General features: G+C 36.7%; 26 protein-coding genes. All 26 read left to right on the forward strand.

The features are described from left to right. Window positions 1–130: 130 nt before the first annotated feature. Window positions 131–610, forward strand: coding sequence for an NADH-quinone oxidoreductase subunit NuoE (nuoE, locus tag NSA47_RS12985; protein ID WP_257532658.1), 480 nt, complete (start codon window positions 131–133; stop codon window positions 608–610). Window positions 611–613: 3 nt separating this feature from the next. After that, window positions 614–1,171, forward strand: a complete 558-nt coding sequence (locus NSA47_RS12990) for an ATP-binding protein (RefSeq protein WP_257532660.1) — start codon at window positions 614–616, stop codon at window positions 1,169–1,171. Beyond that, window positions 1,168–1,566, forward strand: a complete 399-nt coding sequence (locus NSA47_RS12995) for a (2Fe-2S) ferredoxin domain-containing protein (RefSeq protein WP_257532662.1) — start codon at window positions 1,168–1,170, stop codon at window positions 1,564–1,566. The genes NSA47_RS12990 and NSA47_RS12995 overlap by 4 nt, the downstream gene beginning before the upstream one ends. A 29-nt stretch (window positions 1,567–1,595) precedes the next feature. Beyond that, window positions 1,596–3,389 (forward strand): NADH-quinone oxidoreductase subunit NuoF, encoded by a 1,794-nt coding sequence (gene nuoF, locus NSA47_RS13000; RefSeq protein WP_257532664.1) that lies wholly within the window; start codon window positions 1,596–1,598, stop codon window positions 3,387–3,389. A 14-nt stretch (window positions 3,390–3,403) separates the two neighbouring features. After that, on the forward strand, window positions 3,404–5,152 hold the full coding sequence (locus NSA47_RS13005) for an NADH-dependent [FeFe] hydrogenase, group A6 (RefSeq protein ID WP_257532667.1): 1,749 nt from the start codon (window positions 3,404–3,406) through the stop codon (window positions 5,150–5,152). A 134-nt stretch (window positions 5,153–5,286) separates the two neighbouring features. Continuing rightward, window positions 5,287–5,766 carry a cyclic pyranopterin monophosphate synthase MoaC gene (moaC, locus tag NSA47_RS13010; RefSeq protein ID WP_257532669.1) on the forward strand — a complete coding sequence of 160 codons (480 nt, stop codon included), beginning with the start codon at window positions 5,287–5,289 and terminating at the stop codon, window positions 5,764–5,766. A gap of 376 nt (window positions 5,767–6,142) precedes the next feature. Then, window positions 6,143–7,468: an electron transport complex subunit RsxC gene (rsxC, locus tag NSA47_RS13015; protein ID WP_257532748.1), complete on the forward strand. Its 1,326-nt coding sequence runs from the start codon at window positions 6,143–6,145 to the stop codon at window positions 7,466–7,468. 14 nt (window positions 7,469–7,482) lie between these two features. Then, window positions 7,483–8,451, forward strand: coding sequence for an RnfABCDGE type electron transport complex subunit D (locus tag NSA47_RS13020; RefSeq protein ID WP_257532671.1), 969 nt, complete (start codon window positions 7,483–7,485; stop codon window positions 8,449–8,451). Then, a complete protein-coding gene (locus NSA47_RS13025) occupies window positions 8,444–9,025 on the forward strand; it encodes an RnfABCDGE type electron transport complex subunit G (protein ID WP_257532673.1) in 582 nt (193 codons plus the stop codon). The genes NSA47_RS13020 and NSA47_RS13025 overlap by 8 nt, the downstream gene beginning before the upstream one ends. A gap of 29 nt (window positions 9,026–9,054) precedes the next feature. After that, window positions 9,055–9,648, forward strand: a complete 594-nt coding sequence (rsxE, locus tag NSA47_RS13030; protein WP_257532675.1) for an electron transport complex subunit RsxE — start codon at window positions 9,055–9,057, stop codon at window positions 9,646–9,648. An 11-nt stretch (window positions 9,649–9,659) separates the two neighbouring features. Then, window positions 9,660–10,244: an electron transport complex subunit RsxA gene (gene rsxA, locus NSA47_RS13035; protein WP_373370330.1), complete on the forward strand. Its 585-nt coding sequence runs from the start codon at window positions 9,660–9,662 to the stop codon at window positions 10,242–10,244. 18 nt (window positions 10,245–10,262) lie between these two features. Beyond that, window positions 10,263–11,243 carry an RnfABCDGE type electron transport complex subunit B gene (locus NSA47_RS13040; protein ID WP_257532679.1) on the forward strand — a complete coding sequence of 327 codons (981 nt, stop codon included), beginning with the start codon at window positions 10,263–10,265 and terminating at the stop codon, window positions 11,241–11,243. 101 nt (window positions 11,244–11,344) lie between these two features. After that, on the forward strand, window positions 11,345–12,394 hold the full coding sequence (locus NSA47_RS13045; protein WP_257532681.1) for an FAD:protein FMN transferase: 1,050 nt from the start codon (window positions 11,345–11,347) through the stop codon (window positions 12,392–12,394). 24 nt (window positions 12,395–12,418) lie between these two features. Then, window positions 12,419–12,802: a NusG domain II-containing protein gene (locus NSA47_RS13050; RefSeq protein ID WP_257532682.1), complete on the forward strand. Its 384-nt coding sequence runs from the start codon at window positions 12,419–12,421 to the stop codon at window positions 12,800–12,802. 94 nt (window positions 12,803–12,896) lie between these two features. Then, on the forward strand, window positions 12,897–13,160 hold the full coding sequence (locus NSA47_RS13055) for a DUF4321 domain-containing protein (protein ID WP_257532684.1): 264 nt from the start codon (window positions 12,897–12,899) through the stop codon (window positions 13,158–13,160). Window positions 13,161–13,168: 8 nt separating this feature from the next. Further along, window positions 13,169–13,768, forward strand: coding sequence for a Maf family protein (locus NSA47_RS13060; RefSeq protein ID WP_257532686.1), 600 nt, complete (start codon window positions 13,169–13,171; stop codon window positions 13,766–13,768). A gap of 52 nt (window positions 13,769–13,820) precedes the next feature. Further along, window positions 13,821–14,519: a RadC family protein gene (gene radC, locus NSA47_RS13065; protein WP_257532687.1), complete on the forward strand. Its 699-nt coding sequence runs from the start codon at window positions 13,821–13,823 to the stop codon at window positions 14,517–14,519. A 78-nt stretch (window positions 14,520–14,597) separates the two neighbouring features. Then, on the forward strand, window positions 14,598–15,629 hold the full coding sequence (locus tag NSA47_RS13070; protein ID WP_257532690.1) for a rod shape-determining protein: 1,032 nt from the start codon (window positions 14,598–14,600) through the stop codon (window positions 15,627–15,629). Window positions 15,630–15,646: 17 nt separating this feature from the next. Beyond that, the gene (gene mreC, locus NSA47_RS13075) at window positions 15,647–16,459 is read left to right on the forward strand and encodes a rod shape-determining protein MreC (protein WP_257532692.1); all 813 of its coding nucleotides are present in this window, start codon (window positions 15,647–15,649) and stop codon (window positions 16,457–16,459) included. Window positions 16,460–16,475: 16 nt separating this feature from the next. After that, complete coding sequence (mreD, locus tag NSA47_RS13080) at window positions 16,476–16,970, forward strand: rod shape-determining protein MreD (RefSeq protein ID WP_257532693.1); 495 nt, start codon at window positions 16,476–16,478, stop codon at window positions 16,968–16,970. A gap of 29 nt (window positions 16,971–16,999) precedes the next feature. Continuing rightward, window positions 17,000–19,531 (forward strand): penicillin-binding protein 2, encoded by a 2,532-nt coding sequence (mrdA, locus tag NSA47_RS13085; RefSeq protein ID WP_257532695.1) that lies wholly within the window; start codon window positions 17,000–17,002, stop codon window positions 19,529–19,531. A gap of 140 nt (window positions 19,532–19,671) precedes the next feature. After that, window positions 19,672–20,511: an FMN-binding protein gene (locus NSA47_RS13090; protein WP_257532697.1), complete on the forward strand. Its 840-nt coding sequence runs from the start codon at window positions 19,672–19,674 to the stop codon at window positions 20,509–20,511. 127 nt (window positions 20,512–20,638) lie between these two features. Then, on the forward strand, window positions 20,639–21,277 hold the full coding sequence (minC, locus tag NSA47_RS13095; RefSeq protein WP_257532699.1) for a septum site-determining protein MinC: 639 nt from the start codon (window positions 20,639–20,641) through the stop codon (window positions 21,275–21,277). A gap of 24 nt (window positions 21,278–21,301) precedes the next feature. Beyond that, window positions 21,302–22,102, forward strand: coding sequence for a septum site-determining protein MinD (gene minD, locus NSA47_RS13100; RefSeq protein WP_257532701.1), 801 nt, complete (start codon window positions 21,302–21,304; stop codon window positions 22,100–22,102). A 20-nt stretch (window positions 22,103–22,122) separates the two neighbouring features. Next, window positions 22,123–22,395, forward strand: coding sequence for a cell division topological specificity factor MinE (gene minE / locus NSA47_RS13105; protein ID WP_257532702.1), 273 nt, complete (start codon window positions 22,123–22,125; stop codon window positions 22,393–22,395). A 130-nt stretch (window positions 22,396–22,525) separates the two neighbouring features. Further along, window positions 22,526–23,641, forward strand: a complete 1,116-nt coding sequence (gene rodA / locus NSA47_RS13110) for a rod shape-determining protein RodA (RefSeq protein ID WP_257532705.1) — start codon at window positions 22,526–22,528, stop codon at window positions 23,639–23,641. Window positions 23,642–23,799: the final 158 nt, after the last annotated feature.

Raw genomic sequence — 23,799 nt, forward strand, 5'->3', positions numbered from 1 at the left:
AAATTCTTTCTATGTATATTTTTTATCATGATATCTTGTATAGCCATATATGCATGGTATAATGTTGATAAAAAACTAACATAGTTTTAAAAGGCATAATCATTTTATTATTAAGGGGGTTGCAAATCATATGTCTCAAGTTGTAAAAACAGAGCAAGAAGAAATGAAGCAAAAACTTTTAGATCTCGTTAAAAAACACAAAGGGGAAAAAGGAGCTTTAATTCCTGTCCTACACGAGGCTCAGCAATTGTATGGCTATCTTCCTATAGAAGTGCAAGAAACCATCGCTGAAGAATTGGATATTCCATTAACAGAAGTGTACGGGGTAGCTACCTTTTACTCCCAATTTACTTTGAAACCCAAGGGAAAATATAAAATTGGTGTTTGTTTGGGAACCGCTTGTTATGTTAGAGGATCCCAACAAATTGTTGATCGACTTTGTGAGGAATTAGGGATAGCAATAGGAGAAACAACTGAAGATGGAAAATTTACTGTAGAGGCTACAAGATGTGTAGGGGCTTGCGGGTTAGCACCAGTACTCATGGTAAATGAAGATGTCTATGGTAGATTAGTAGAGGATGATATCCCTAAGATTTTGGAAAAGTACTAAGTCATGAAAGAACTATCCTTGCATATTCTAGATATTGCACAAAATTCTATTGAAGCAAAGGCCTGTGTGATTAGCCTAAAAATAAAGGAAAGTCTTAAAGAAAATCAATTGACAATATCCGTTGAAGATGATGGTGTAGGCATGGATAAGGAATTATTGTGTAGGGTGGAAAATCCCTTTACAACCACTAGAACCACTAGGAAGGTGGGTTTAGGCATCTCTCTTTTAAAATCTGCAGCGGAGAGATGCAATGGAGCTTTACATATTACTTCCAAAAAGGGTGTTGGCACAAAGGTAGAGGCATGCTTTCAATATGACCATATTGATCGAGCGCCTTTGGGGAACATGCCTGAGACAATAGCTAGTATTGTACTAAGTATGGAAAATTCTGAGTTGATATATGAACATAGTCTAGACCATAGTTTTTTTTATTTTGATACAAGAGAAGTAAAATCGGCTCTAGGTAGTGAAGTAAGCATTCGGGAAAATGAAGTAATCAGTTGGATAAAGGATTATATCAAAGAGGGGTTACAGAGTCTATATGGAGGTGTAAAATCATGAAATCTTTAAAAGAGTTAGAAGAAATTAGAAAAAAAACCTTGGAAAATATTAATTTACGTAAGGGTAGAGAAGGTTATCGTGTAGTTGTGGGGATGGCTACCTGTGGTATAGCAGCCGGAGCTAGACTAGTTCTCATGGCTATTATGGATGAAATAAAAAATCTTGAATTGACAAATGTGACTGTAGCACAAACAGGATGTATAGGAGCATGTAGGTTAGAACCTATAGTAGAAGTATATTCTCCAGAGGGAGAAAAAGTAACTTATATAAAGATGGATCCCCAAAAGGCAAAAGCAATGGTAGAATCTCATATAAAAAGCGGGAAGGTCATTGATGAGTACACCATGACAGTTATTGAGGGAAAAATAATTGATCCAGTGATCAAAGAAGATTAATTACAGAAAAGAATGTGAGGAGGCTTAATATGAATTTTTATCGTTCTCAAGTATTAATATGCGGTGGTACTGGATGCCATTCCTCGGGATCAGGCAAATTGGTAGATATCTTTAAAAAAGAATTTATAAAGCACGGATTAGAGGAAGAGATAGATTTAATCCTAACAGGGTGTTTTGGATTGTGTGAATTAGGACCTATAGTTATTGTATATCCCGAAGGGGCCTTTTATAGTCGAGTAGAAGAAAAAGACATCCCTGAATTGGTGGAAGAGCACTTGGTTAAGGGAAGGGTATTAAAGCGATTGGTATACCATGAATCCATGGACGATGATAAAGTAAGATCCCTTAATGAAGTGGATTTTTTCAAAAAGCAAAAGAGAATAGCTTTGAAAAACTGTGGAGTGATTAATCCAGAATGTATTGACGAATATCTTGCTTTTGATGGATATAAGGCATTAGAAAAAGTATTACTTTCTATGACACCTGATGAAGTAATCAACGAAATTATGGATTCAGGTCTAAGAGGTAGAGGGGGAGCAGGATTCCCTACTGCTCTAAAATGGAAATTTACTAAAAATGCCCTAGGAGATGAAAAATACGTAGTATGTAATGCGGACGAAGGAGATCCAGGAGCATTTATGGATAGAAGTCTTTTAGAGGGAGACCCTCATGCTTTAATAGAAGCTATGACCATTGCTGGTTATACTGTGGGATCTAATCAGGGCTATGTATATGTAAGAGCAGAGTATCCTATTGCCGTTAAGCGTTTAGCCATAGCGATAAACCAAGCTAGAGAATACGGTTTATTGGGTCAGAATATTTTTGGAACTGATTTTAGTTTTGATTTAGATATAAGATTAGGAGCAGGAGCTTTTGTATGTGGAGAAGAAACTGCCCTATTAAATTCTATAGAAGGTAAAAGAGGAGAACCAAGACCAAGGCCTCCTTTCCCAGCTAACAAAGGATTGTTTGGAAAACCTACCCTATTGAATAATGTGGAAACCTATGCAAATATTCCAGAAATTATAAATAAGGGTGCAGAGTGGTTTAAATCCATAGGTACAGAAAAATCTAAGGGAACAAAAGTCTTTGCTCTAGGGGGGAAAATCAATAACACTGGTTTATTAGAGATTCCAATGGGTACTACCCTTAGAGAAATTATTTTCGAGATTGGGGGAGGAATTCCCAACGGAAAGAAATTTAAAGCAGCGCAAACAGGGGGACCTTCAGGAGGATGTATACCTGTAGGACATTTAGATACCCCTATTGATTATGATTCTCTAATGGAAATAGGCTCAATGATGGGATCTGGCGGGCTTATCGTCATGGATGAGGACAATTGTATGGTGGACGTTGCAAGATTTTTCCTAGACTTTACTGTAGAGGAGTCCTGTGGTAAATGCCCACCTTGTAGAATAGGAACCAAAAGAATGCTGGAAATACTAGAAAGAATTACTCAAGGTAAAGGAGAAGAAGGGGATATAGAAAAATTAGAAGAGTTAGCAGCAAGCATTAAAGATAGCGCCTTATGTGGATTGGGGCAAACAGCTCCTAACCCTATACTATCCACCTTGAGATATTTTAGAGATGAATATGAAGCCCATATTAGAGATAAAAAATGTCCAGCAGGAACTTGCCAAGCCCTTCTTTCCTATGAAATTGTGGAAGACAAATGTAAGGCCTGTGGAATATGTGCTAAGAAATGTCCTGTATCTTGTATTTCTGGAAAACCAAAGACACCTTATGTCATTGATCAGTCAGAATGTATCAAATGTGGGGCCTGTATGGCAGCTTGCCCATTTGATGCCATAATAAAAGCTTAATTGGGGGGATGAAAATGAAGGAGATAACAATTACTATAGATGGTCAAAGGGTCACTGTACCTGAAGGCACAACAGTATTAGAAGCAGCAAGAAAAATCAATATTGATATTCCTACCCTATGCTATCTTAAGGATATCAATGAAATTGGTGCCTGTAGAATGTGCGTTGTAGAAGTAAAGGGAGCTAGAACCTTGCAAGCCTCTTGTGTATATCCTGTAACTGAAGGATTAGAGATATCAACTACTTCATCACGAGTAAGAAAAGCTAGAAAAGTAAATTTAGAACTTATTTTATCCAATCATAATAGAGAGTGTTTAACCTGTGTTCGTAGTGAAAATTGCGAATTGCAAAGATTAAGTAAGGATTTAAATGTTAAGGAAGTTTCCTTCCAAGGGCAGAACGATGTATTCCCATTGGATACCCTATCTCCATCTATGGTAAGGGATCAAAGCAAATGTATTTTATGTAAAAGATGTATTTCAGTTTGCCATGATGTCCAAGGAGTAGGCGTTTTGGGTGCTGCCAATAGAGGGTTTGATACTAAGATAGAACCTGTATTTGATAAATCCATCAATGATGTAGCCTGTATTTATTGTGGCCAATGTATTGTCAATTGCCCTGTAGGAGCATTAAAGGAAAAGGATGAAATTGACAAGGTATGGGATGTTATAGGAGATCCTAAAAAGCATGTTTTAGTGCAAACTGCGCCTGCAGTTAGAGCTGCCCTAGGAGAGGAATTTGGTTTGCCTATGGGTTCTAGAGTTACAGGAAAAATGGTGGCAGCTTTAAAAAGATTAGGTTTTGATAAGGTGTTTGACACAGATTTTGGTGCTGATTTAACCATTATGGAGGAAGGTACTGAATTATTAAATCGGCTACAAAATGATGGGAAACTACCTATGATTACCTCCTGTAGTCCAGGATGGGTGAAATATTGTGAGCATAATTATCCAGATTTATTAGAACATCTATCCAGCTGTAAATCCCCAGCCCATATGCTAGGGGCGGTTTTAAAGACCTACTATGCTGAACAAAACAGCATAAATCCTGAGGATATTACAGTGGTGTCTATCATGCCCTGTACATCTAAAAAGTTTGAAGCTCAAAGACCGGAGCATGAACATGAGGGGTTAAGGGATGTAGATATCTCCTTAACCACTAGAGAATTAGCCAGAATGATTAAAGAGGCAGGAATTACCTTTAATAATCTACCTGATGAAGATTTTGACCATTTCTTTGGCGATTATACGGGGGCGGGAGTTATCTTTGGTGCTACCGGTGGCGTTATGGAAGCAGCCCTGAGAACAGTGGCTGATGTATTAAAGGGAAAAGATGTAGAAAAACTTGAATACAAAGAAGTAAGAGGTGTAGAGGGAATAAAAGAAGCAGAGGTTCAAATTACGGATGATCTAAAGTTAAAAGTGGCTATAGCCAGTGGAGGGAAAAACTTAAAAGCTATAATGGATAAGGTAAGAAGTGGCGAAGCCGATTATCACTTTATTGAGTTAATGGCATGCCCAGGGGGTTGCGTATGTGGTGGAGGCCAACCCATCATAGATGCAAAAACAAAAATGGATATTGATCCGAGGGTAGAAAGGGCTAAAGCTTTATATGAGGAAGACGTCCTATTGCCATTGAGAAAGTCCCATTTAAACCCATCCATTCAGAGATTATATAAAGAATTTTTAGGAGAACCCAATAGCCATTTATCCCACGAATTACTTCATACAGAATACTATAAAAGAGAAAAAATAAAAAAATAAAACCTTAGGGGATGGTGCAAAACCATCCCTTTTGTTATTGGATTTAAAAACATTTGATAAATATCCCTTTGTTGTATTAATATAATAGATATCAACCAGCACAACAGATTAATTTATATATAGGAGGAAATGAGATGGCAGAATTTACCCATATCAATGAAGAGGGCAGAGCTAAAATGGTAGATGTTAGTGAAAAAATAGATACAAATCGTGAAGCCATTGCCTGTGGCTCAATATTTATGCAACCATCTACCTTAGCTAAAATCAAAGAAGGTAAGATGAAAAAAGGAGATGTACTTTCAGTAGCTCAAGTAGCTGGCATAATGGGAAGCAAAAAAACTAGTGAATTGATCCCCATGTGTCATAATATTTTTATTACCGGCAGCGATATACATTTTGAATTAAAAGAAGAAACAGGGGAAATTTATATGGAAGCAAGAGTGAAAAGTACAGGAAAGACTGGTGTTGAGATGGAAGCCCTAATGGCAGTGACTACAGCAGCTCTAACCATATACGACATGTGTAAGGCGGTGGATAAAGAAATGTATATTCATCAAATATATCTACTGGAGAAAAGGGGAGGAAAGTCAGGACATTATAAAAAACAAAAATAATTTTTTCAAAAAATACTATAGAAATTTAAAATAAAGTTTTATATAATAAAGCTGAGCGCCAATAGATCCACTTGATCGTTGGTGCATTTTCATGGGATGAATGAAGAATGGGCATAAAAACCTAGTATTACTATGTCCACAGATGACATATTTATACAAAAATCTAGTTTTTTGTTAATTATTTTTTAAAACAAAAGGATTTTGTATACAATATGTCGAATATACAGAGTTGTGGTTTAAATTTTATAAATTATGAAATAGAAAAGTTTACGTCTTTGCAAGCAAGAAAAACTTTTCTATTTCACGAGTGTAGAGTTAGCCGCTTCCTTGTGAAATGATTACAAAAATATAAAAATGAGGTGATAGAGAAATGGAAATAAAACAAGCTACTTTTCATGGGGGGATTCATCCTTCTTATTTTAAAGAATTTACTAGTCATAAGAAATTGATCCAATCCAACCCACCTTCCCAGGTAATTCTCCCTATGCAACAGCATATCGGTGCACCCTGTGAGCCTATAGTAAAAAAAGGTGATGTTGTAAAATTAGGTCAAAAAATTGGTGAACCAAAGGGCTTTGTATCTGCACCCATTCATGCCAGTGTTTCTGGAAAAGTTGTAGCTGTGGAGCCAAGATTACATCCTGATGGAAGAAAGGTATTATCAGTAGTCATAGAGTCGGATGGCTTAGATACTCTTCATGAGGATATTAAACCTCAAGGGAATTTAGAAAGCCTTTCTCCTGAAAAGATACGTGACATCGTTGGAGAAGCAGGGGTAGTAGGTTTAGGTGGTGCCACCTTCCCCACAAAGGTAAAACTCTCTCCTCCTCCAGAAAAAAAGATTGATGCTGTGATATTAAATGGAGCAGAATGTGAGCCCTATCTAACAGCTGACCACCGCATAATGGTGGAAAGGGCAGAAGATGTAGTTTATGGATTGAAAGCTCTTTTAAAGGCTTTAGATGTTCAAAAAGGGTATATTGGAATTGAAGACAATAAGCTTGATGCTATAGAAGCCGTAAAAAAAGCTGTAGGCAATGATGCTAATATTGAAATTTATTCTCTGCATACAAAATATCCCCAAGGCGCGGAGAAGCAGTTAATTTATGCAGTAACTGGACGGGAAGTTCCTTCCGGGGGATTACCCATGGATGCTGGAGCCGTAGTACAAAACGTTGGAACGGCGGTAGCCATTGCAGATGCTATAAAAATAGGTATGCCATTGGTGGAAAGAGTAGTTACTGTTACAGGCAGTGTCATAAAGGAACCACAAAATCTTTTGGTTAGATTGGGAACTCCCTTTAAAGAAATTATTGATCAATGTGGTGGATTTGCAAAAAATCCTGGAAAATTAATTATGGGTGGGCCTATGATGGGAATGGCCCAGTTTTCCATTGAAGTTCCTGTACTAAAAGGAACCTCGGGTATCTTGGCCCTAGATGAGGAGGAGGCTAACGTACCAGATCCAACACCATGTATTCGATGTGGGAAATGTGTGAACGTATGTCCTATAAATTTATTGCCTTTATACATTTCAGCATATTCATTAAATGATGCCTTTGATAAGGCTGAAGAGTACCATGCACTAGATTGTATCGAATGTGGTTCCTGCTCTTTTATCTGCCCTTCCAGAAGGCCTTTAGTTCCTTCCATTCGAGTGGCAAAAAGAGAAATACTTGCAAAAAAAAGAAAGGCTAAATGATAGGAGGTTGTGAAATGAGTGACATGTTTTTAACGGCATCTTCTTCCCCCCATGTGCGGTCTAAAGAAGATGTTAGTATAATTATGAGAGATGTTGTTATTGCTTTATTACCAGCATTTATATGCTCCATATACTTTTTTGGAATGAAAGCTCTTACTTTAACCCTTGTTGCAGTACTAGTAGCAGTAGGTACAGAGGCTTTAATACAAAAACTTATGAAAAAACCTATAACCATCAATGATTGGAGTGCTGTGGTGACTGGAGTTTTGCTTGCTTTCAACTTGCCTGCAGGCGCACCATGGTGGATTGCCTTGATTGGGTCTGTGTTTGCTATTGCTATTGTAAAACATGCCTTTGGTGGCATCGGACAAAATTTTATGAATCCAGCCTTAGCAGCAAGAGCCTTTTTGCTTGCTTCTTGGCCAACGAGAATGACAGCAGCAGCTTTTACATGGCCAGGAGGAGCAGATGCAGTAGCTACAGCTACACCCTTAGAACTTTTAAAGGGTGCTGAAGGGGTAGTAGGAGAGCTACCCAGTATAGCTAGTTTGTTTATGGGAAATGTGGCAGGAACTATTGGAGAAACTTCTGCTTTAGCCCTAATTATTGGAGGAGCCTATCTTTTATATCGCAAGGTTATTACTTGGAGAATCCCCACAATTTATATAGGTACAGTGGCGGTATTGACCTTTATCTTTGGACAAGATGGACTATTTACTGGAAATGTATTGTACCATTTATTTGCAGGAGGATTAATGTTAGGTGCTTTTTACATGGCAACCGATTACTCATCTTCACCTGTTACCCCAAGGGGTCAGATAATTTATGCATTAGGCTGCGGAATAATTACCAGTGCGATAAGATTATGGGGTGGCTATCCGGAAGGGGTTTCCTATTCTATTTTATTAATGAACGTAGCAGCTCCACTTATTGATAAATATACAATGCCTAAAATCTATGGGGAGGTGAAGGCTAATGCGTGAGATTGCTAAATTAGCAGGAGTTTTATTTGTCATTACAGCCCTTGCTGCGGTCATATTAGGTTTTACCAATATAGCCACAGCAGAGAAAATAGAAGCACAAGTAGAACAAGAAAACTTAGAAGCTAGACAGGAAGCCTTACCTATAGCAGACACCTTTGAAGAAGTAACAGACTCTGAAGTAGATAATGCTTTAAAGACACCAGACTTTAGCTCTATTACTGAAGTATATGTAGGGAAAAAAGGGGAGGAGATTGTGGGATATACTCTCAAGTCCACACCCGCAGGTTACGGCGGAGAAGTTGTGTTGATTACAGGTATTTCTGTAGAAGGCAAGGTGACAGGTATTAAGGTAGTAAGTCATCAAGAAACTCCTGGACTAGGAGCCAATGCCACAAATCCAGAATTTCAAAACAAATATATAGATAAATCCATTGATCAACCATTAGCAGTAGTAAAAACTGCACCTAGCAAGGATAATGAAATTGAAGCCATAACAGGTGCAACAATAACTTCTAGTGCAGTGACTACTGGTGTAAATACTTCTATTGATTTATACCATCAATATTTAAAGTGAGAGCGTTAACTATTTAGGAGGTGAAAGTTTTGAATTTCAGTAAAAATCTTATGAATGGTATTGTAACGGAAAATCCGACTTTTAGATTATTATTGGGAATGTGTCCTACACTTGCGGTCACAACAGCAGCAATTAATGGCGTAGGCATGGGCTTAGCTACAGCAGCGGTATTAATAGGATCCAATGTAGTTATATCTCTATTAAAAAATGTAATTCCTTCAAAGGTTCGTATTCCAGCCTATGTTGTTATTATTGCTTCCTTTGTCACAATGATAGGGATGCTCATGAAGGCATATGTTCCTGCTTTAGATAAGTCTTTAGGATTATTTATTCCCTTAATCGTTGTTAACTGTATTATTTTAGCCAGGGCAGAATCCTTTGCCTCTAAAAATGGAATCAAAGACTCTTTAGCGGATGGATTAGGAATGGGCCTTGGTTTTACTATTTCTCTAACCTTATTAGGAGCCATTAGAGAACTATTAGGTGCAGGAAGCATTTTTGGATTCCCAGTAATGGGAGCTGCCTTTGAACCAGCGATTATTATGATTCTACCACCGGGAGCATTTTTAACATTGGGATTATTATTGGGGCTAATGAATAAGATGTCCCAAAAAGCTCAGTAGGAAAGGAGAGAATAAACTTGTTTGCAAAGTTATTTATTATTTTACTCAGTGCAATTTTAGTCAACAACTTCGTACTCGCACGTTTTTTAGGCATATGTCCTTTCCTAGGGGTTTCAAAACAGGTAGAAACTGCAGTGGGAATGGGTATGGCCGTTACTTTTGTTATGGCACTGGCATCAGCAGTAACTTGGGTGATTCAAGAGTTAATACTAGTAAATCTTGGTATTGAATATTTACAGACCATTGCCTTTATTTTAGTTATTGCTTCGCTAGTACAACTTGTAGAAATGATTATTCAAAAAACAAGTCCAACTCTATACCAGGCATTGGGAGTTTATCTTCCATTGATTACGACAAACTGTGCTGTTTTAGGGGTTACTATCTTAAATATACAATATGAGTACAACTTAATTGAAACCATCATTCATGGGACAGGTGCTGCTCTAGGTTTTACATTGGCTATTGTACTATTTGCAGGTATTCGTGAACGTTTAGAATTGGCATCAGTACCTGAAGCACTAAAAGGTTTTCCGGTAGCTCTGATTACAGCAGGGCTTATGTCAATTGCATTTTTAGGTTTTCAGGGACTATTATAAGAGAGAGGTGACCAGCATATGATAGAACAAATCCTTTGGCCAGTAGTGAGTTTAGGTGGGATGGGTCTTCTGTTTGCAAGCGGTTTAGGATATGCTTCCAAGATATTTGCTATTGAAACTGACCCAAGAGTCCCCCAAGTAAGAGATGTATTACCAGGTGCCAATTGTGGTGGATGTGGATATCCTGGTTGTGATGCTTTTGCTGCAGCAGTTGTAGCAGGAGAGGCACCCACAGACGGATGTCCTGTAGGTGGTTCTGCTTGTGCAGCAAATGTGGGATCCATCATGGGAGTAGCTGCTTCCACTTCAGAAAGAATGATTGCAAGAGTAATATGTAATGGAACTTGTAATAATGCAAAGGAAAAATATAAATATGAAGGAATTCAAGACTGTAGAGCAGCGGCGGCAGTATCGGGAGGAAGCAAACAATGTTCTTACGGTTGTTTAGGACTTGGCACCTGTGAGAGGGTATGTCCCTTTGATGCCATTCATGTAAATGACGAAGGCATTGCAGAAGTGGATGCAGAAAAATGTACAGCTTGTGGAAAATGTATAGATGCCTGTCCTAAGGTTGTAATTAAATTAGTACCAGAATCTAAAGAAGTAAGGGTACTGTGTAATTCTATAGATAAGGGTAAAGAAGTAAAAAATAATTGTAGCGTAGGCTGCATTGGGTGCCAGATTTGTGTAAAGGCATGTCCCTTTGATGCTATGGAATTTAAAGACAATTTAGCCTATATCAACTATGAAAAATGTACAAATTGTATGATTTGCGCAGAGAAATGTCCAACAAAGGCCATATATGCAAATTTTGCTAATCGTAAAAAAGCCTATATCAATCAGGATAAATGTATAAAATGCACCATCTGTAAGAAAAATTGCCCAGTGGATGCCATAGAAGGTGCAGTTAAGCAAACTCATAATATTCTAGAGGATAAATGCGTCGGCTGCGGTATATGTGAAGAAAAGTGTCCTAAGGACGCGATTGATATGAAATAGAAGAAGGAAACTTCTTCTATTTTTTTTGTCCAAAGAAGAAAGTATTGTTTTCAATATATTTGAATGTTAAACTTATAGAAGATTGAGTAGGAGGCTGAATAATGAAAGAAAAATTTATTATTATTGTACTTATAGCAATGATTTTTACCCTAACATCTTGTAGTAATGCAAATAACAAAGATAATACCCATTCAGCAGAGCCCGTAAAAGGCACCCATAGTGGGATGGGTACCCTGATTGAATTTACTGTATATGGAGATAATGCCAAAGAGGCGATCAAAAAGGGAAAAGAAGTAATGAATGAAATTGAGCAAGAAATGAGCTTGAACATAAAAGATAGTGAGGTAAATAAAATAAATGCACAAGCAGGTAAAACAGCAGTTTCCGTAAGCCCAGAAACTTTTAGTGTTGTAAAAAGAGGAGTATATTTTTCAAAACTAACTGAAGGAAATTTTGATATTACCATTGCCCCCATTTCTCAATTATGGGATATCGGTCAGGATGATGCAAGGGTTCCTTCTCAGGATGAAATAGAAGCTTTATTACCCTTAGTGAATTATCGACATATCCAATTAGATGAAAAGAATACGAGTGTCCTATTGGAAGAAAAGGATATGAAAATAGATTTAGGAGGAATTGCTAAAGGCTATGCGGCTGATAGGGTGATCGATGTCTTTAAGGATATGGGCATAAAAAATGCATTGGTTAGTGTAGGAGGAAATATTAAAGTCATTGGAGAAAACCCCCAAAAGGGTCGTGCTTGGACAGTGGGTTTAAGACATCCTAGAAAAGCAAGAGGAAATTATTTTGCAACCATTCGTTTAAATGATGGGGAGACAGTGGTAACTTCTGGGGACTATGAAAGATATTTTATAAAGGATGACATAAGATATCACCATATCTTTAATGCTAAAGAGGGTCAACCTTCAAAAAGTGATATTATTGGAGCCACAATTATTACTCAAAACTCTATGGATGCGGATGGTTTATCTACCAGCCTCTTTGTATTAGGAAGTAATAAAGGGATGAAAATGATAGATGAATTAGAAGGAGTAGAGGCTGTTATTATTACAAGGGATTTAAAAGTGATGATGACAGAGGGAATAAAAGATAGAATAGATGTTGAAAGCATGCAATTAGAAGCTGAATAATGAATTAACTTAGAGGTGTTTGAAATGACAAAATGGGATAAAATTTTAATAACATTCATTATTATTATAAGTCTTGGATCTATAGGGGCCATTACTTATTATAAAAGCCAAGCAGAGACATTATATGGTATTATTGAGTTAGAGGGAAAGGAAATAGATAGGATAAATTTATTAACCGTTGAAAAACCTTATGAGATAAAATTGGAGAATGGTGAAGACTATAATATAGTAAGGGTAGAAAAAGGACGCATTGCTTTTATAGATGCAACTTGCCCCGATAAAGACTGTATCGAGATTGGGTGGCTTAGTGGACCAGGAGAAACATCGGTTTGCCTACCGAATAAAGCAATAATTAGAATAGAGAGCCCAAAGGTAGATAAGGAAGAAATAGATAGTACAACCTACTAAATTTGGAAAAAAAAATCTGCGAAATTCTTTGGTTCTACAATCAAACATTGGTATAATAATTGAGGATAGTTAAAATTAGGATAGGGGGAGACTAATGAAACTAAAAAAAAGTCCAGGGATTTTCATCGTGACCATGATAGCCACCATGCTGATCGGGACATTTGTTGGAAATTTTCTAAAAGAGTATATAGGTATCTTTGGATATAACTATCCAATAAGCATTTTAAATCCCCAGGGAAACCCTTGGAATATCCTTGATTTAGATGCAATTAAACTATCCTTTGGTTTAATGCTTCATGTAAATTTAGGCAGTATTTTGGGAATTGTCTTGGGACTATATATCTTTTACAAAAAATAGGTGGTATGATGAAAAAAATAATATTGGCATCTCAGTCCCCTAGAAGAAGGGAATTATTAAAACAAATAGGAGTTAGCTTTGAAGTTATTCCCAGTTATATGAAAGAGACCATAGATCCCAAAGAAACCATAACAGAAAAAATAGAAATGCTCGCTTTGGAAAAAGCAATAGATGTAGCTAAAGAGATTACAGAGGAAGCTTTGGTCATTGGTGCGGATACCGTGGTAGTACTAGATAAAATACTGGGAAAACCCAGTAGCCAACAGGAGGCTAGAAATATGCTACAAAGCCTGGCAGGTAAAACTCATCAGGTAATTAGCGGTATTTCTATAATAGATACCAAAACCCAAAGGCAATGTACTGCCCATCAAGTGACTTATGTAAAAATGAGGGAATATGGAGTAGAAGAGATTAATAATTATATTGCTTCAGGAGAATGTTGGGATAAGGCTGGATCATATGCTATACAAGGATTAGGAGCTCTATTCGTTGAGGAAATTAAAGGGGATTATTTTAATGTAGTTGGTTTGCCCCTTGGGCTATTAAATAATTTATTGAAAACCTTTGGAGTAAATATCTTAGCTTCATTCATTCAAGAAGAATCTTAAGAGTATTTAAGAAGTCTTTTCCCAGTAAAAATCAATGGGAGATGGTAGGGAAATGAAAGAATGTAGTCAAGAGCACTATACCATAAAGGAATTTCCTGAAGAGGAAAGACCTAGGGAAAAATTAATCAAGTATGGGGAAAAAAACCTATCGGATGCAGAACTATTGGCTATTCTATTGCGTACTGGCGGTAAAAATATGACAGCAATATCTCTTGCCCATCAGATTTTAAATCACAATAAAATTGGACTAAGACACTTTATCGATGCTCCTATTGAAGAATTAAGAAAAATAAAGGGCATTGGCATAGCAAAGTCAGCTCAATTAAAGGCAGCTATAGAATTGGGGCGGAGATTATCTAGGGAAGACCCTATCAATAGAAACATTAAAAGCCCTTTGGATGTCGTAGATTACCTCATGGAAGAAATGCGTTACCTATCACAAGAACATTTTAAGGTGGTTCTTCTAAATACTAAAAATTTTGTGATTAGCATTGACACCGTGACCATAGGAACGGTAAACGCTTCCTTGGTACACCCAAGAGAAGTTTTTAAAAATGCCATAAAAAAGAGCTGTACTTCCATCATACTTGTGCACAATCATCCCAGTGGGGACCCATACCCCAGTGTAGAAGATAAGTCCATCACTAAAAGGCTTATTGAAGCAGGTAATATTATTGGAATAAAAGTTCTAGATCATATCATTATAGGAGATGGAAAGTATTTAAGCTTTAATGAAAAAGGAATGATATAATAATTATCGGTTACATACACTAATCAATAAACCTAAAAAGATAAATTGTATTTTTGACAAAATAGAGGAGGAGCAAGAATGAGCAAGTTTGGTTTTTTTTCAAAGGATGTAGGCATTGATCTGGGAACGGCAAATACATTGGTATATGTCAGAGGTAAAGGTATTATGGTAAGGGAGCCTTCTGTAGTTGCCATAAATAAAAATATAAAAGCGGTCATGGCAGTAGGGGAAGAAGCGAAAAAAATGATTGGAAGGACCCCGGGAAATATAGTGGCCATCCGGCCCATGAAGGATGGGGTAATCGCAGACTTTGATATTACCCAAAATATGTTAAAATATTTTATTAAAAAAGCCTATAATAAAAACAAAATGGTTAAACCAAGGGTACTCGTTTGTGTGCCATCAGGAGTCACTGAAGTTGAAAAGAGGGCAGTAACTGAGGCAGCAGAACAGGCGGGAGCTAAGGAAGCCTACGTCATTGAAGAACCAATGGCGGCTGCTATTGGTGCAGGATTACCTGTAGGAGAGCCTACTGGGAGTATGGTAGTTGATATTGGTGGAGGTACTAGTGAAGTGGCTATCCTATCTCTAGGTGGAATTGTTACAAGTAAGTCAATTCGTGTAGGTGGTAATGAACTAGACGATGCGATTATCCAGTATATTAAAAAAGAGTATAACTTAATGATAGGAGAAAGAACTGCTGAAGAAATCAAGATAAATATAGGTTCAGCTTTCCCCTCTACAGAAAAGAAATATATGGATATTAAAGGTAGAGATTTAGTGTCAGGACTTCCAAAGACCTTAGAGATAAATTCTGAGGAAATATTAAGTGCATTAAAAGAACCAGTTAATGGCATTGTTGAGGCAGTAAAATACAGCCTAGAAAAAACTCCGCCGGAATTAGCTGCGGACATTATGGATAAAGGAATTATGCTAACTGGTGGAGGCGCATTACTAAATGGACTAGACGAGCTAATTAGAGCTGAGACAGGCATGCCTGTGGATATAGCGGAAGATCCTTTGGATTGTGTGGTAAAAGGAACAGGTATGGTACTTGATGATGTGGAGATGTTTAATAAGGTGATTGCCGCTTCTAAAAGAATCGGTTAGATAGATGGGGTGAAAACTTGAACTGGATTAAAAAATACAAATTTGGTATGATAGTAGCTTTAGCTACTATCATTCTTCTTATTTTCATTGGGTTTACTTCAGGGGGAAGAAACCAAGTGACTTATGTGGAGGGACTTATTAGTAAGTCTATTGCTCCTGTACAAAAAGTCCTATACTCTGGATCGCGTTACGTGCATAACTTCTTTACTTCTATTTTTGAAATAGGAACCTTGAAGGAGACCAATAAGGAATTGCAAAAAGAAATAAGTGAGCTAAAACAGAAACAGGCAAGCCTAGAGGATATACAAAATGAAAACACAAGATTATCTAAGTTGCTCGATTACCAAAAAGCCAATCCACAATATGACTATATTGTAGCGGATATTGTAGCGGTTGATCCTGAAGTATGGTTTAACGTCTTTACTATAGATAAGGGGTCAGACGATGGACTGAAAAGAAATATGCCTGTAGTAGTTAGCGAAGGATTGGTGGGGAAGATCGTAGAAGTATCCAAAGATACAGCAAAGGTTCTTTCTATTTCAGATGCCAGTAGTATGGTGAATGGGATAGCTTCGAGAACGGGAGATTACATTCGGATAAAAGGTAATGTAGATACTGTATTGGAAGGCAATATAACTCCTGATGTTAAACTAATGCCTGGTGATTTAATTGTAACTTCTGGTATGGGGGGAATATTTCCCGAGGGCATAATGATTGGAGAAGTAGAAAGTGTTACAAAAGAAAAAGGACTATTAGAAAAAAGTGTAATGATGAAACCGGCTGTTGAATTCAAAAAACTTAATGAGGTACTGGTATTAAAGAAAAAATAGTCAAGGAGTAGTTAGCGTGAGATTATTGATTTTAAGTCTATTGTTGGTTATTGAAATAATTATAGAATCAACTGTTTTTCCTTTTATTAAAATAGGAGGTGGATTTCCTAACCTAGTACTAATCACAATCATATCCTTTGGTTTGATCTATGGAAAAAAAGAGGGAATATTCCTTGGTTTAATAGGAGGGCTATTTTCAGATATTCTTTTTGGCACAGTAGTGGGTCTATATGCCCTTCCTTATATGATTATCGGATATATTATGGGGATTTTTAATGAGCGGGTTTTTAAAGAAAACAAAATTATTCCCTTTATCTTTACGATCATGGGCACACTATTTTTCCAAGGATTATTTTATTTAATCCAATATTTAAGGGGGGCAGGTGCTTTATATATAGGCCAGATAAAAAGCATTGCTACAATTTCCCTGATTTTAAATTCAATAATTATTGTGATTATTTATCCATACTTCTTGAAACTTAGTAATTGGCATGTCATAAAAGAAAAATAAAAATTTCCTATTGAAATAAAGGTGGTTACATGATAATAGAAAAAAACAAGCATCGTTTTACTTTTATATTTATTTTTATTACATTTGTTATCTCTGTTTTTCTTTTTCGACTTGCCCAATTGCAGATTGTGCAAGGAGAAGAAAATAGGGAAATTGCGGAAAACAAAATGTTGCAAAGAGTGGTTAGGCCGTCGGAAAGAGGGATTATATACACGAATGATGGATATGTACTTGCCTCGAATAGGGTGGGCTACTCAGTACAAATGGCCTACAAACAAATGGATGAGGTCGAAAGAAACAATATGATTTACAAGTTATCTAGCATATTGGATAAACATGGGGAGGAATATGAGGATGAATTCCCTATAGTATTTCAAGAAGATGGTACCCTTGCCTTCACCTTTGACATAGAAGAACAAGAGTGGAAAGAAGAGCATGATATTCCTAAAAATGCAACAGCAAAAGAAACCATTAATATTCTCAGAAAAAGGTATTTTGTAAAGGAGGATATTGGGGATGAATTAGCAATACAAGCTATTACCAAGGTGCACTTAAATACAAGCATTCCTATTTCATTAGATCCAAAACCTACCTTTATTTTTGAAAAAAGAGAAAATGACTGGAAGAAGTCTTACGGCTTTAAGGAAAAGGAATATGGTTTATCCGCTGAGGAAGTATTTAATAAACTAAAAGAACAAAGTAAGATTGATGAAAAATACTCCAAGGAACAAGCTAGAAAGATTTTAATGATCAGAGAAAAGATAAAGAAACAGGGATTTCGTTCTTGGGAAGCCGTTGAAATTGTCAATGATATTAAGCAGGAAACCATGGCAGAAATCATTGCTCATAACGATGAAATGCAAGGGGTAGTAGTAAATCCTAAGCCTATTCGTCATTATCCTGAAGGAGAATTGGCTGCTCATGTATTGGGATACATCAGTAAAGTTAATGAAACCGATGTAAAGGAAAAAGATTATAAAATGCAGGACCTAAAAGGAGCCCAAGGTTTAGAGGCTGTTTATGAGTCTGATCTACGGGGTGAGGATGGAGAAAGCTTAATTATAACGGATTATAGGGGCAGACCTAAAAGTGATTTTGTAGATCAGGAAAAGAATCCTGTTCCCGGCAACAACTTATTCCTTACGATAGATTATGATGTGCAAAGAGCAGCGGAAAAGGCTTTAGAAGAAGCCATTAATGACCTCCAAACAGGAGCAAAAGGTAGACAAGCTAAAAAAGCCAAGTCAGGTGCTGTAGTAGCCATAGATGTCAATACAGGGGGGATTTTAGCCTTGACAAGCTATCCTTCCTTTGATCCAAACCTTTTTTCTAAAGGGATTTCAAAGGAAGACTGGGAAAAATATAATGTTATAACCAATGACCCCATTTCCCCTAAGCCTCTTTACAATAATGCTACCATGGCAGCACTACCACCGGGTTCGATTTACAAGATGGTGGTGGGGGTTACTGCCCTAGAGGAAAAGAAAATCCGTATCCAAGACTATGTATATGATGGAGGAAGATATCCAGGTTTTGGGGGAGACAGATTTCGGTGTTGGTTACGTAGTGGTCATGGCAATGAAAATATTAAAGAGGCCATAAGAGACTCCTGTAATGTTTATTTTTATGAAGTAGGGAACAGATCAGGAATTGACAATATCGAAAAATACTCTAGAGCTTTTGGACTAGGAGAAAAAACAGGTATAGAAATATCAGAATCTGCGGGTATACTTGCCTCTAAAGAGTCCAAAGAAACCACGTGGCTATATACCACTTCCAATTATTTGCGCAATACTATGGGCATTACGGGTAATAGTGTTATCCAGAACGAACAAGGGGAGGATCAAGAGGTTTATACCTCCTACGCCATTGCTAAAGAACTATTTGATGGAGTAAGAGCCATAGAAGGAAACAATTATAACCAAGTGTATCAGAAAGTAGCAGAAATTCTACAGAACCATGGAGTTAAAGATTCTCAACATATTTATCAAATATATCAATACATCATCGCTGGTAGATGGACGGTTGCCGATACACTCAATACATCTATTGGTCAGGGGGGAACCTCCCTTACACCTATTCAAATGGCTAATTATGTTGCAACCCTTGCAAATGGAGGTACCCACTATGAGCCTTATTTAGTACAAAAAGTTGTTGATTCCAATGGTAAAATTGTAGAAGAAAAGAAACCTAAGGTGAAAGATAAAATAGAGATTGATCCTAAAAATCTGGAAGCTATTAAAGAAGGAATGAAAATGGTTGTTGCCCCTGGGGGTACAGCTGCAAGTGATTTTATAGGATTCCCTCATGATACTATCGGAGTGGCTGGTAAAACTGGTTCAGCTCAGTACGGTAGCGAAGATACAGAAGCTATGGCCTGGTTTGTAGGATTTGCCCCCTATGATAAACCTCAGATTGCAGTAGCGGCTTTGATTATAGAGGGAGAGCATGGAAATTGGTCTGCACCAATAGCTAGGGCTGTTATCGATGAATATTTAAATCTTGGAGAAGAAAAAGAAGAACCTCAAAATAAAATAATAGATAATCAATTATATGAATAAAAATCTTTGATTGAAAGAAAGCTATAAATATATTGACCCTATTGTATCGGTTGAATATAATCTTCAATGATGATAATGAGAAATCAACCGATGCAAAGGGTTATATCAAATGTTTTCTTTTAATCAAAGGAGGAGTATTGATGCAATTCAAAAAAACAATGCTACTATGTTTAACACTATTACTTACTTTTTCTCTTATGGTAGGATGTGCTAGAAATCAAAATCAACAGCCTAATCAACAGGAAAATAACAACCAAAATGAACAACCTCAACAACCCCCACAAAACAACCAAGAAACTAATTTAGAAGATGGTATCTACACGGACAAAGGCGAGCAGGATGAGCGAGGCTGGACGCCCATAATTACGATAATTGTAAGAGATGGGAAAATGGATAATGTATTCTATGATGAAATAGATGAAGAGGGAGAGGACTTAAAGAGTTTTGATGCTGAATATGCAATCAATATGAAGGAAAAGTCAGGGGAACTTCCCTATACAGCTGGAAGAAAGTTAGCTGATTCATTAAAGGCTACTGGAAATCCTGATCAAGTAGACAACATTAGCGGCGCTACGGGTACCAGTGAGAGCTTTAAAAATCTTGCTCAGGAAGCTCTGGAAAAGAACCCAAAACCATTGGGAGAAACTTTCCCAGATGGCATCTATAAAGCAGAATCTGAGGAAGATGAACGGGGATATAAGAGTCTTGCGGCAATAGTGATTAATGAAGGGAAAGTATCTACTATAGAATATGACGAGTATCATGAGCAAAATAATTCCTTTAAAACTGAAGATGAGGAATATGCAAAGAATATGAAAGAAAAATCAGGAGTGACTCCTGAAGAGGCTGTGGAGAATCTCATATCTCAATTAAGAGAAAAGGAAGACCCCAAGGATGTTGATGATGTTGCAGGTGCAACGGGGACTTCCAACGGATTTAAAGATTTAATGACCAAAGTCTTTTCCTATATTAAAAAATAAATAAATCCCTTGCTATAAATTAGCAAGGGATTTATTTATTTTTTTTAGGTTTAAAAGAAGGATTTATTAAGAATGTGAAGAATTTACTTATATATCAACTATTGTCCCTTGGAGGTAAAATGCAAAGATGACAGATAAGGTTATTACATTTAAAGGCAGCAGAGATGGTTTATATCTCATTATCAATAATGAATATGAATTAGAAGAAATAAAGGAAAAAATTCAAGACAAGATTGCTTCAGCACAATCATTTTTTCAAGGCAATCAAAATATAAAGATTAAGGGGACAAGTCTTTCAGAAAAAGATTTAGAGGAATTAATCCATTGGATGGAAAAGACCCATCAACTTGTAGTTACACTGGAAAAAGGAGAAGCAGAAAAGGAGTTTTTCTCCAAGCCAAATCCGATTTCCCAAGCACCTATTGAAGAAGGGAAAACAAAATTTGTATATACCACATTAAGATCTGGTAACAGGGTACAATTTGATGGTAATATTGTCATTGTGGGAGATGTAAATCCTGGAGCTGAAGTAATTGCCACTGGAAACATTATTATCATGGGTGCTCTAAGAGGGATTGCCCATGCAGGGGCTGCAGGGAATCAATATGCTATAGTGGTAGCATTTTCTTTACAGCCAACACAATTGCGTATTGCAGATATTATTACAAGAGCTCCAGATCAGCAATCTTTTAAGCCAACTTGTCCAGAGAAGGCTTGTATAAGTGGAGAGAAAATAATTATTCTACCATACTACAAAAATATATAAATCGTGATAATAGGAGGTTAAAACATGGGTGAAGTTATTGTAATTACATCAGGAAAAGGCGGGGTAGGAAAAACAACCACCGCTGCAAATATTGGAACGGCACTGGCTTTAATGGGTAAAAGTGTGGTAATCGTTGATGCAGATATTGGCCTTAGAAACTTAGATGTTGTTATGGGATTAGAAAACAGAATAGTGTACGATGTTGTTGATGTAGCAGAGGGGATTTGTAGGCTAAAACAAGCCTTAATAAAAGACAAACGTTTTGATGGTCTATATCTATTACCTGCTGCTCAAACTAAAGATAAAACAGCTATAAATCCAAAGCAAATGCAAGAATTAAATGAAGATTTAAAGAAAGAATTTGACTATGTTATTATTGATTGCCCAGCTGGTATAGAGCAAGGATTTAAAAATGCTATTGCTGGTGCAGACAAGGCCATAGTTGTAACAGCCCCAGAAGTATCCGCTGTTAGAGATGCTGATCGTATTATCGGCTTATTAGAGGCCAATGAAATACATAATCCTCAACTTGTGATCAATAAACTTCGAATTGATATGGTAAAAAAAGGGGATATGATGAATATCGATGATATGATTGATATTTTAGCCATAGAACTATTAGGTGTTATTCCCGATGATCAGAGTATTGTCATATCTACTAACAGAGGGGAGCCTGCAGTTGTTGACAACAACTCCTTAGCTGGTAATGCCTATCGTAATGTGGCAGAAAGAATTACTGGAAAAGAAGTACCCTTTATGGACCTCGAAGTAAATGATGGATTTATCAAAAAACTAGCAAAAAAACTAGGGATAAAATTAACATAATCAATTAAGGAGGGAATACTTTGTTTAATTTTTTTAATAAAGGTGGAAATAAGAGTAAAAATGTAGCAAAGGAAAGGCTGAAATTGGTATTGGTTCATGATCGCGCTAATGTCTCTCCTCAATTTTTAGATATGATTAAAGGAGATATCATTGAAGTAATTAAAGACTATATTGAAGTAGATGAATGTGGTATAGAAATAAACCTAACTAAAACCAAGAGGGAAGAAGACGATGCGATGGTACCAGCACTAGTTGCTAATATACCCATCAAAAAAATGTTAAAAAGAGCATAATCCTTTTACCTTTTTCAAAAAAAGCGGCAATTGCCGCTTTTTTGTTGGAGAAAATTTGTAAAGGGGGAGAATAGTAACTAAGAATTATTTATGTTATAATGCTACTAGTAATTAAGATGAGGTGGAACAAATGATTGATAAAAAAATTTTCAGAAACTTTGACATTCCTTTATTTATAAATGTATTGGCCTTAGTTGCCATAGGCATGGTTTTTATTTATACTGCAACCCAAACCTTTGGTCCCCAACAATCCTTAAAATTTGTCATGACCCAGGGTATTGCCTTTATATTGGGATTAATTGCTATGATGCTCATCCTGTTTATAGACTATAATCAGTTTTCTATGTATTGGAAAAGTATTTATGTCCTTTCCATTTTTCTATTAATCATTGTATTGATACCGGGTATTGGAAAAGTGAATAAAGGAGCTAGAAGCTGGATAGATCTTGGGTTTTTCGAATTGCAAACTGCTGAGTTTGCTAAAATAGGAATTATTATTACCTTTGCTAAACTGCTTGAAAAGCGGGAGGATAAATTAGACACCTTAAAAGATTTACTTATGCCTGCCATTCATATAGGCATACCGGCACTCCTTGTTTTCGTTCAGCCTGACTTAGGTACTTCTTTGGTCTTTATCATTATTGCAGTAGGTATGATGTTTGTAGCAGGGCTTAATCTTAAATATATATATATTAGCGTTATTGGGTTAGTGGCATCGCTTCCAATACTTTGGAACTTCATTCTACTCCCCCATCAGAAGAATCGCCTCATTACCTTTATCAATCCCTACAATGACCCCCTAGGAAAGGGCTACCATGTCATACAGTCTATGGTGGCGGTGGGATCTGGACAGATTAGAGGAAAGGGATTATTTGCAGAGGAAACCATGACAAATCTAAATTTTCTCCCTGCGCAATGGACAGACTTTATATTTTCAGTAATCTCTGAACTGAGTGGGTTTATCGGAGCATCCATAGTTGTTATTCTGCTTGGACTGTTTCTATATAGATTGTTATATCTCTCCAGAATAGCCAAAGATCAATTTGGTACATTGATCATTGTAGGAGTATTTTTCATGTTTTTATTCCAAATCGTTGAAAATGTTGGGATGACCATGGGATTAATGCCTATTACAGGAATTACTCTCCCCTTTTTAAGTTATGGTGGGAGCTCCATGATCACAAATATGATGGCTGTAGGCTTAGTATTAAATGTAACCATGAGAAGACATAAAATTAAATTTTAGATCATCTTATGCAAAAGCGTCTCTTAATATTTTTTATTAAGAAATAGAGTTGCTTCCCTATATAGAATAAAGCAAACAAAAAGAAAGTGCCTCGCACTTTCTTTTTGTTTGCTTTAAGAAAAGTTTAGTATGATAAATCCATAGATTGTAAATTCCTT

This window comes from Irregularibacter muris (genome assembly GCF_024622505.1).
GTDB lineage: Bacteria > Bacillota > Clostridia > Eubacteriales > Garciellaceae > Irregularibacter > Irregularibacter muris.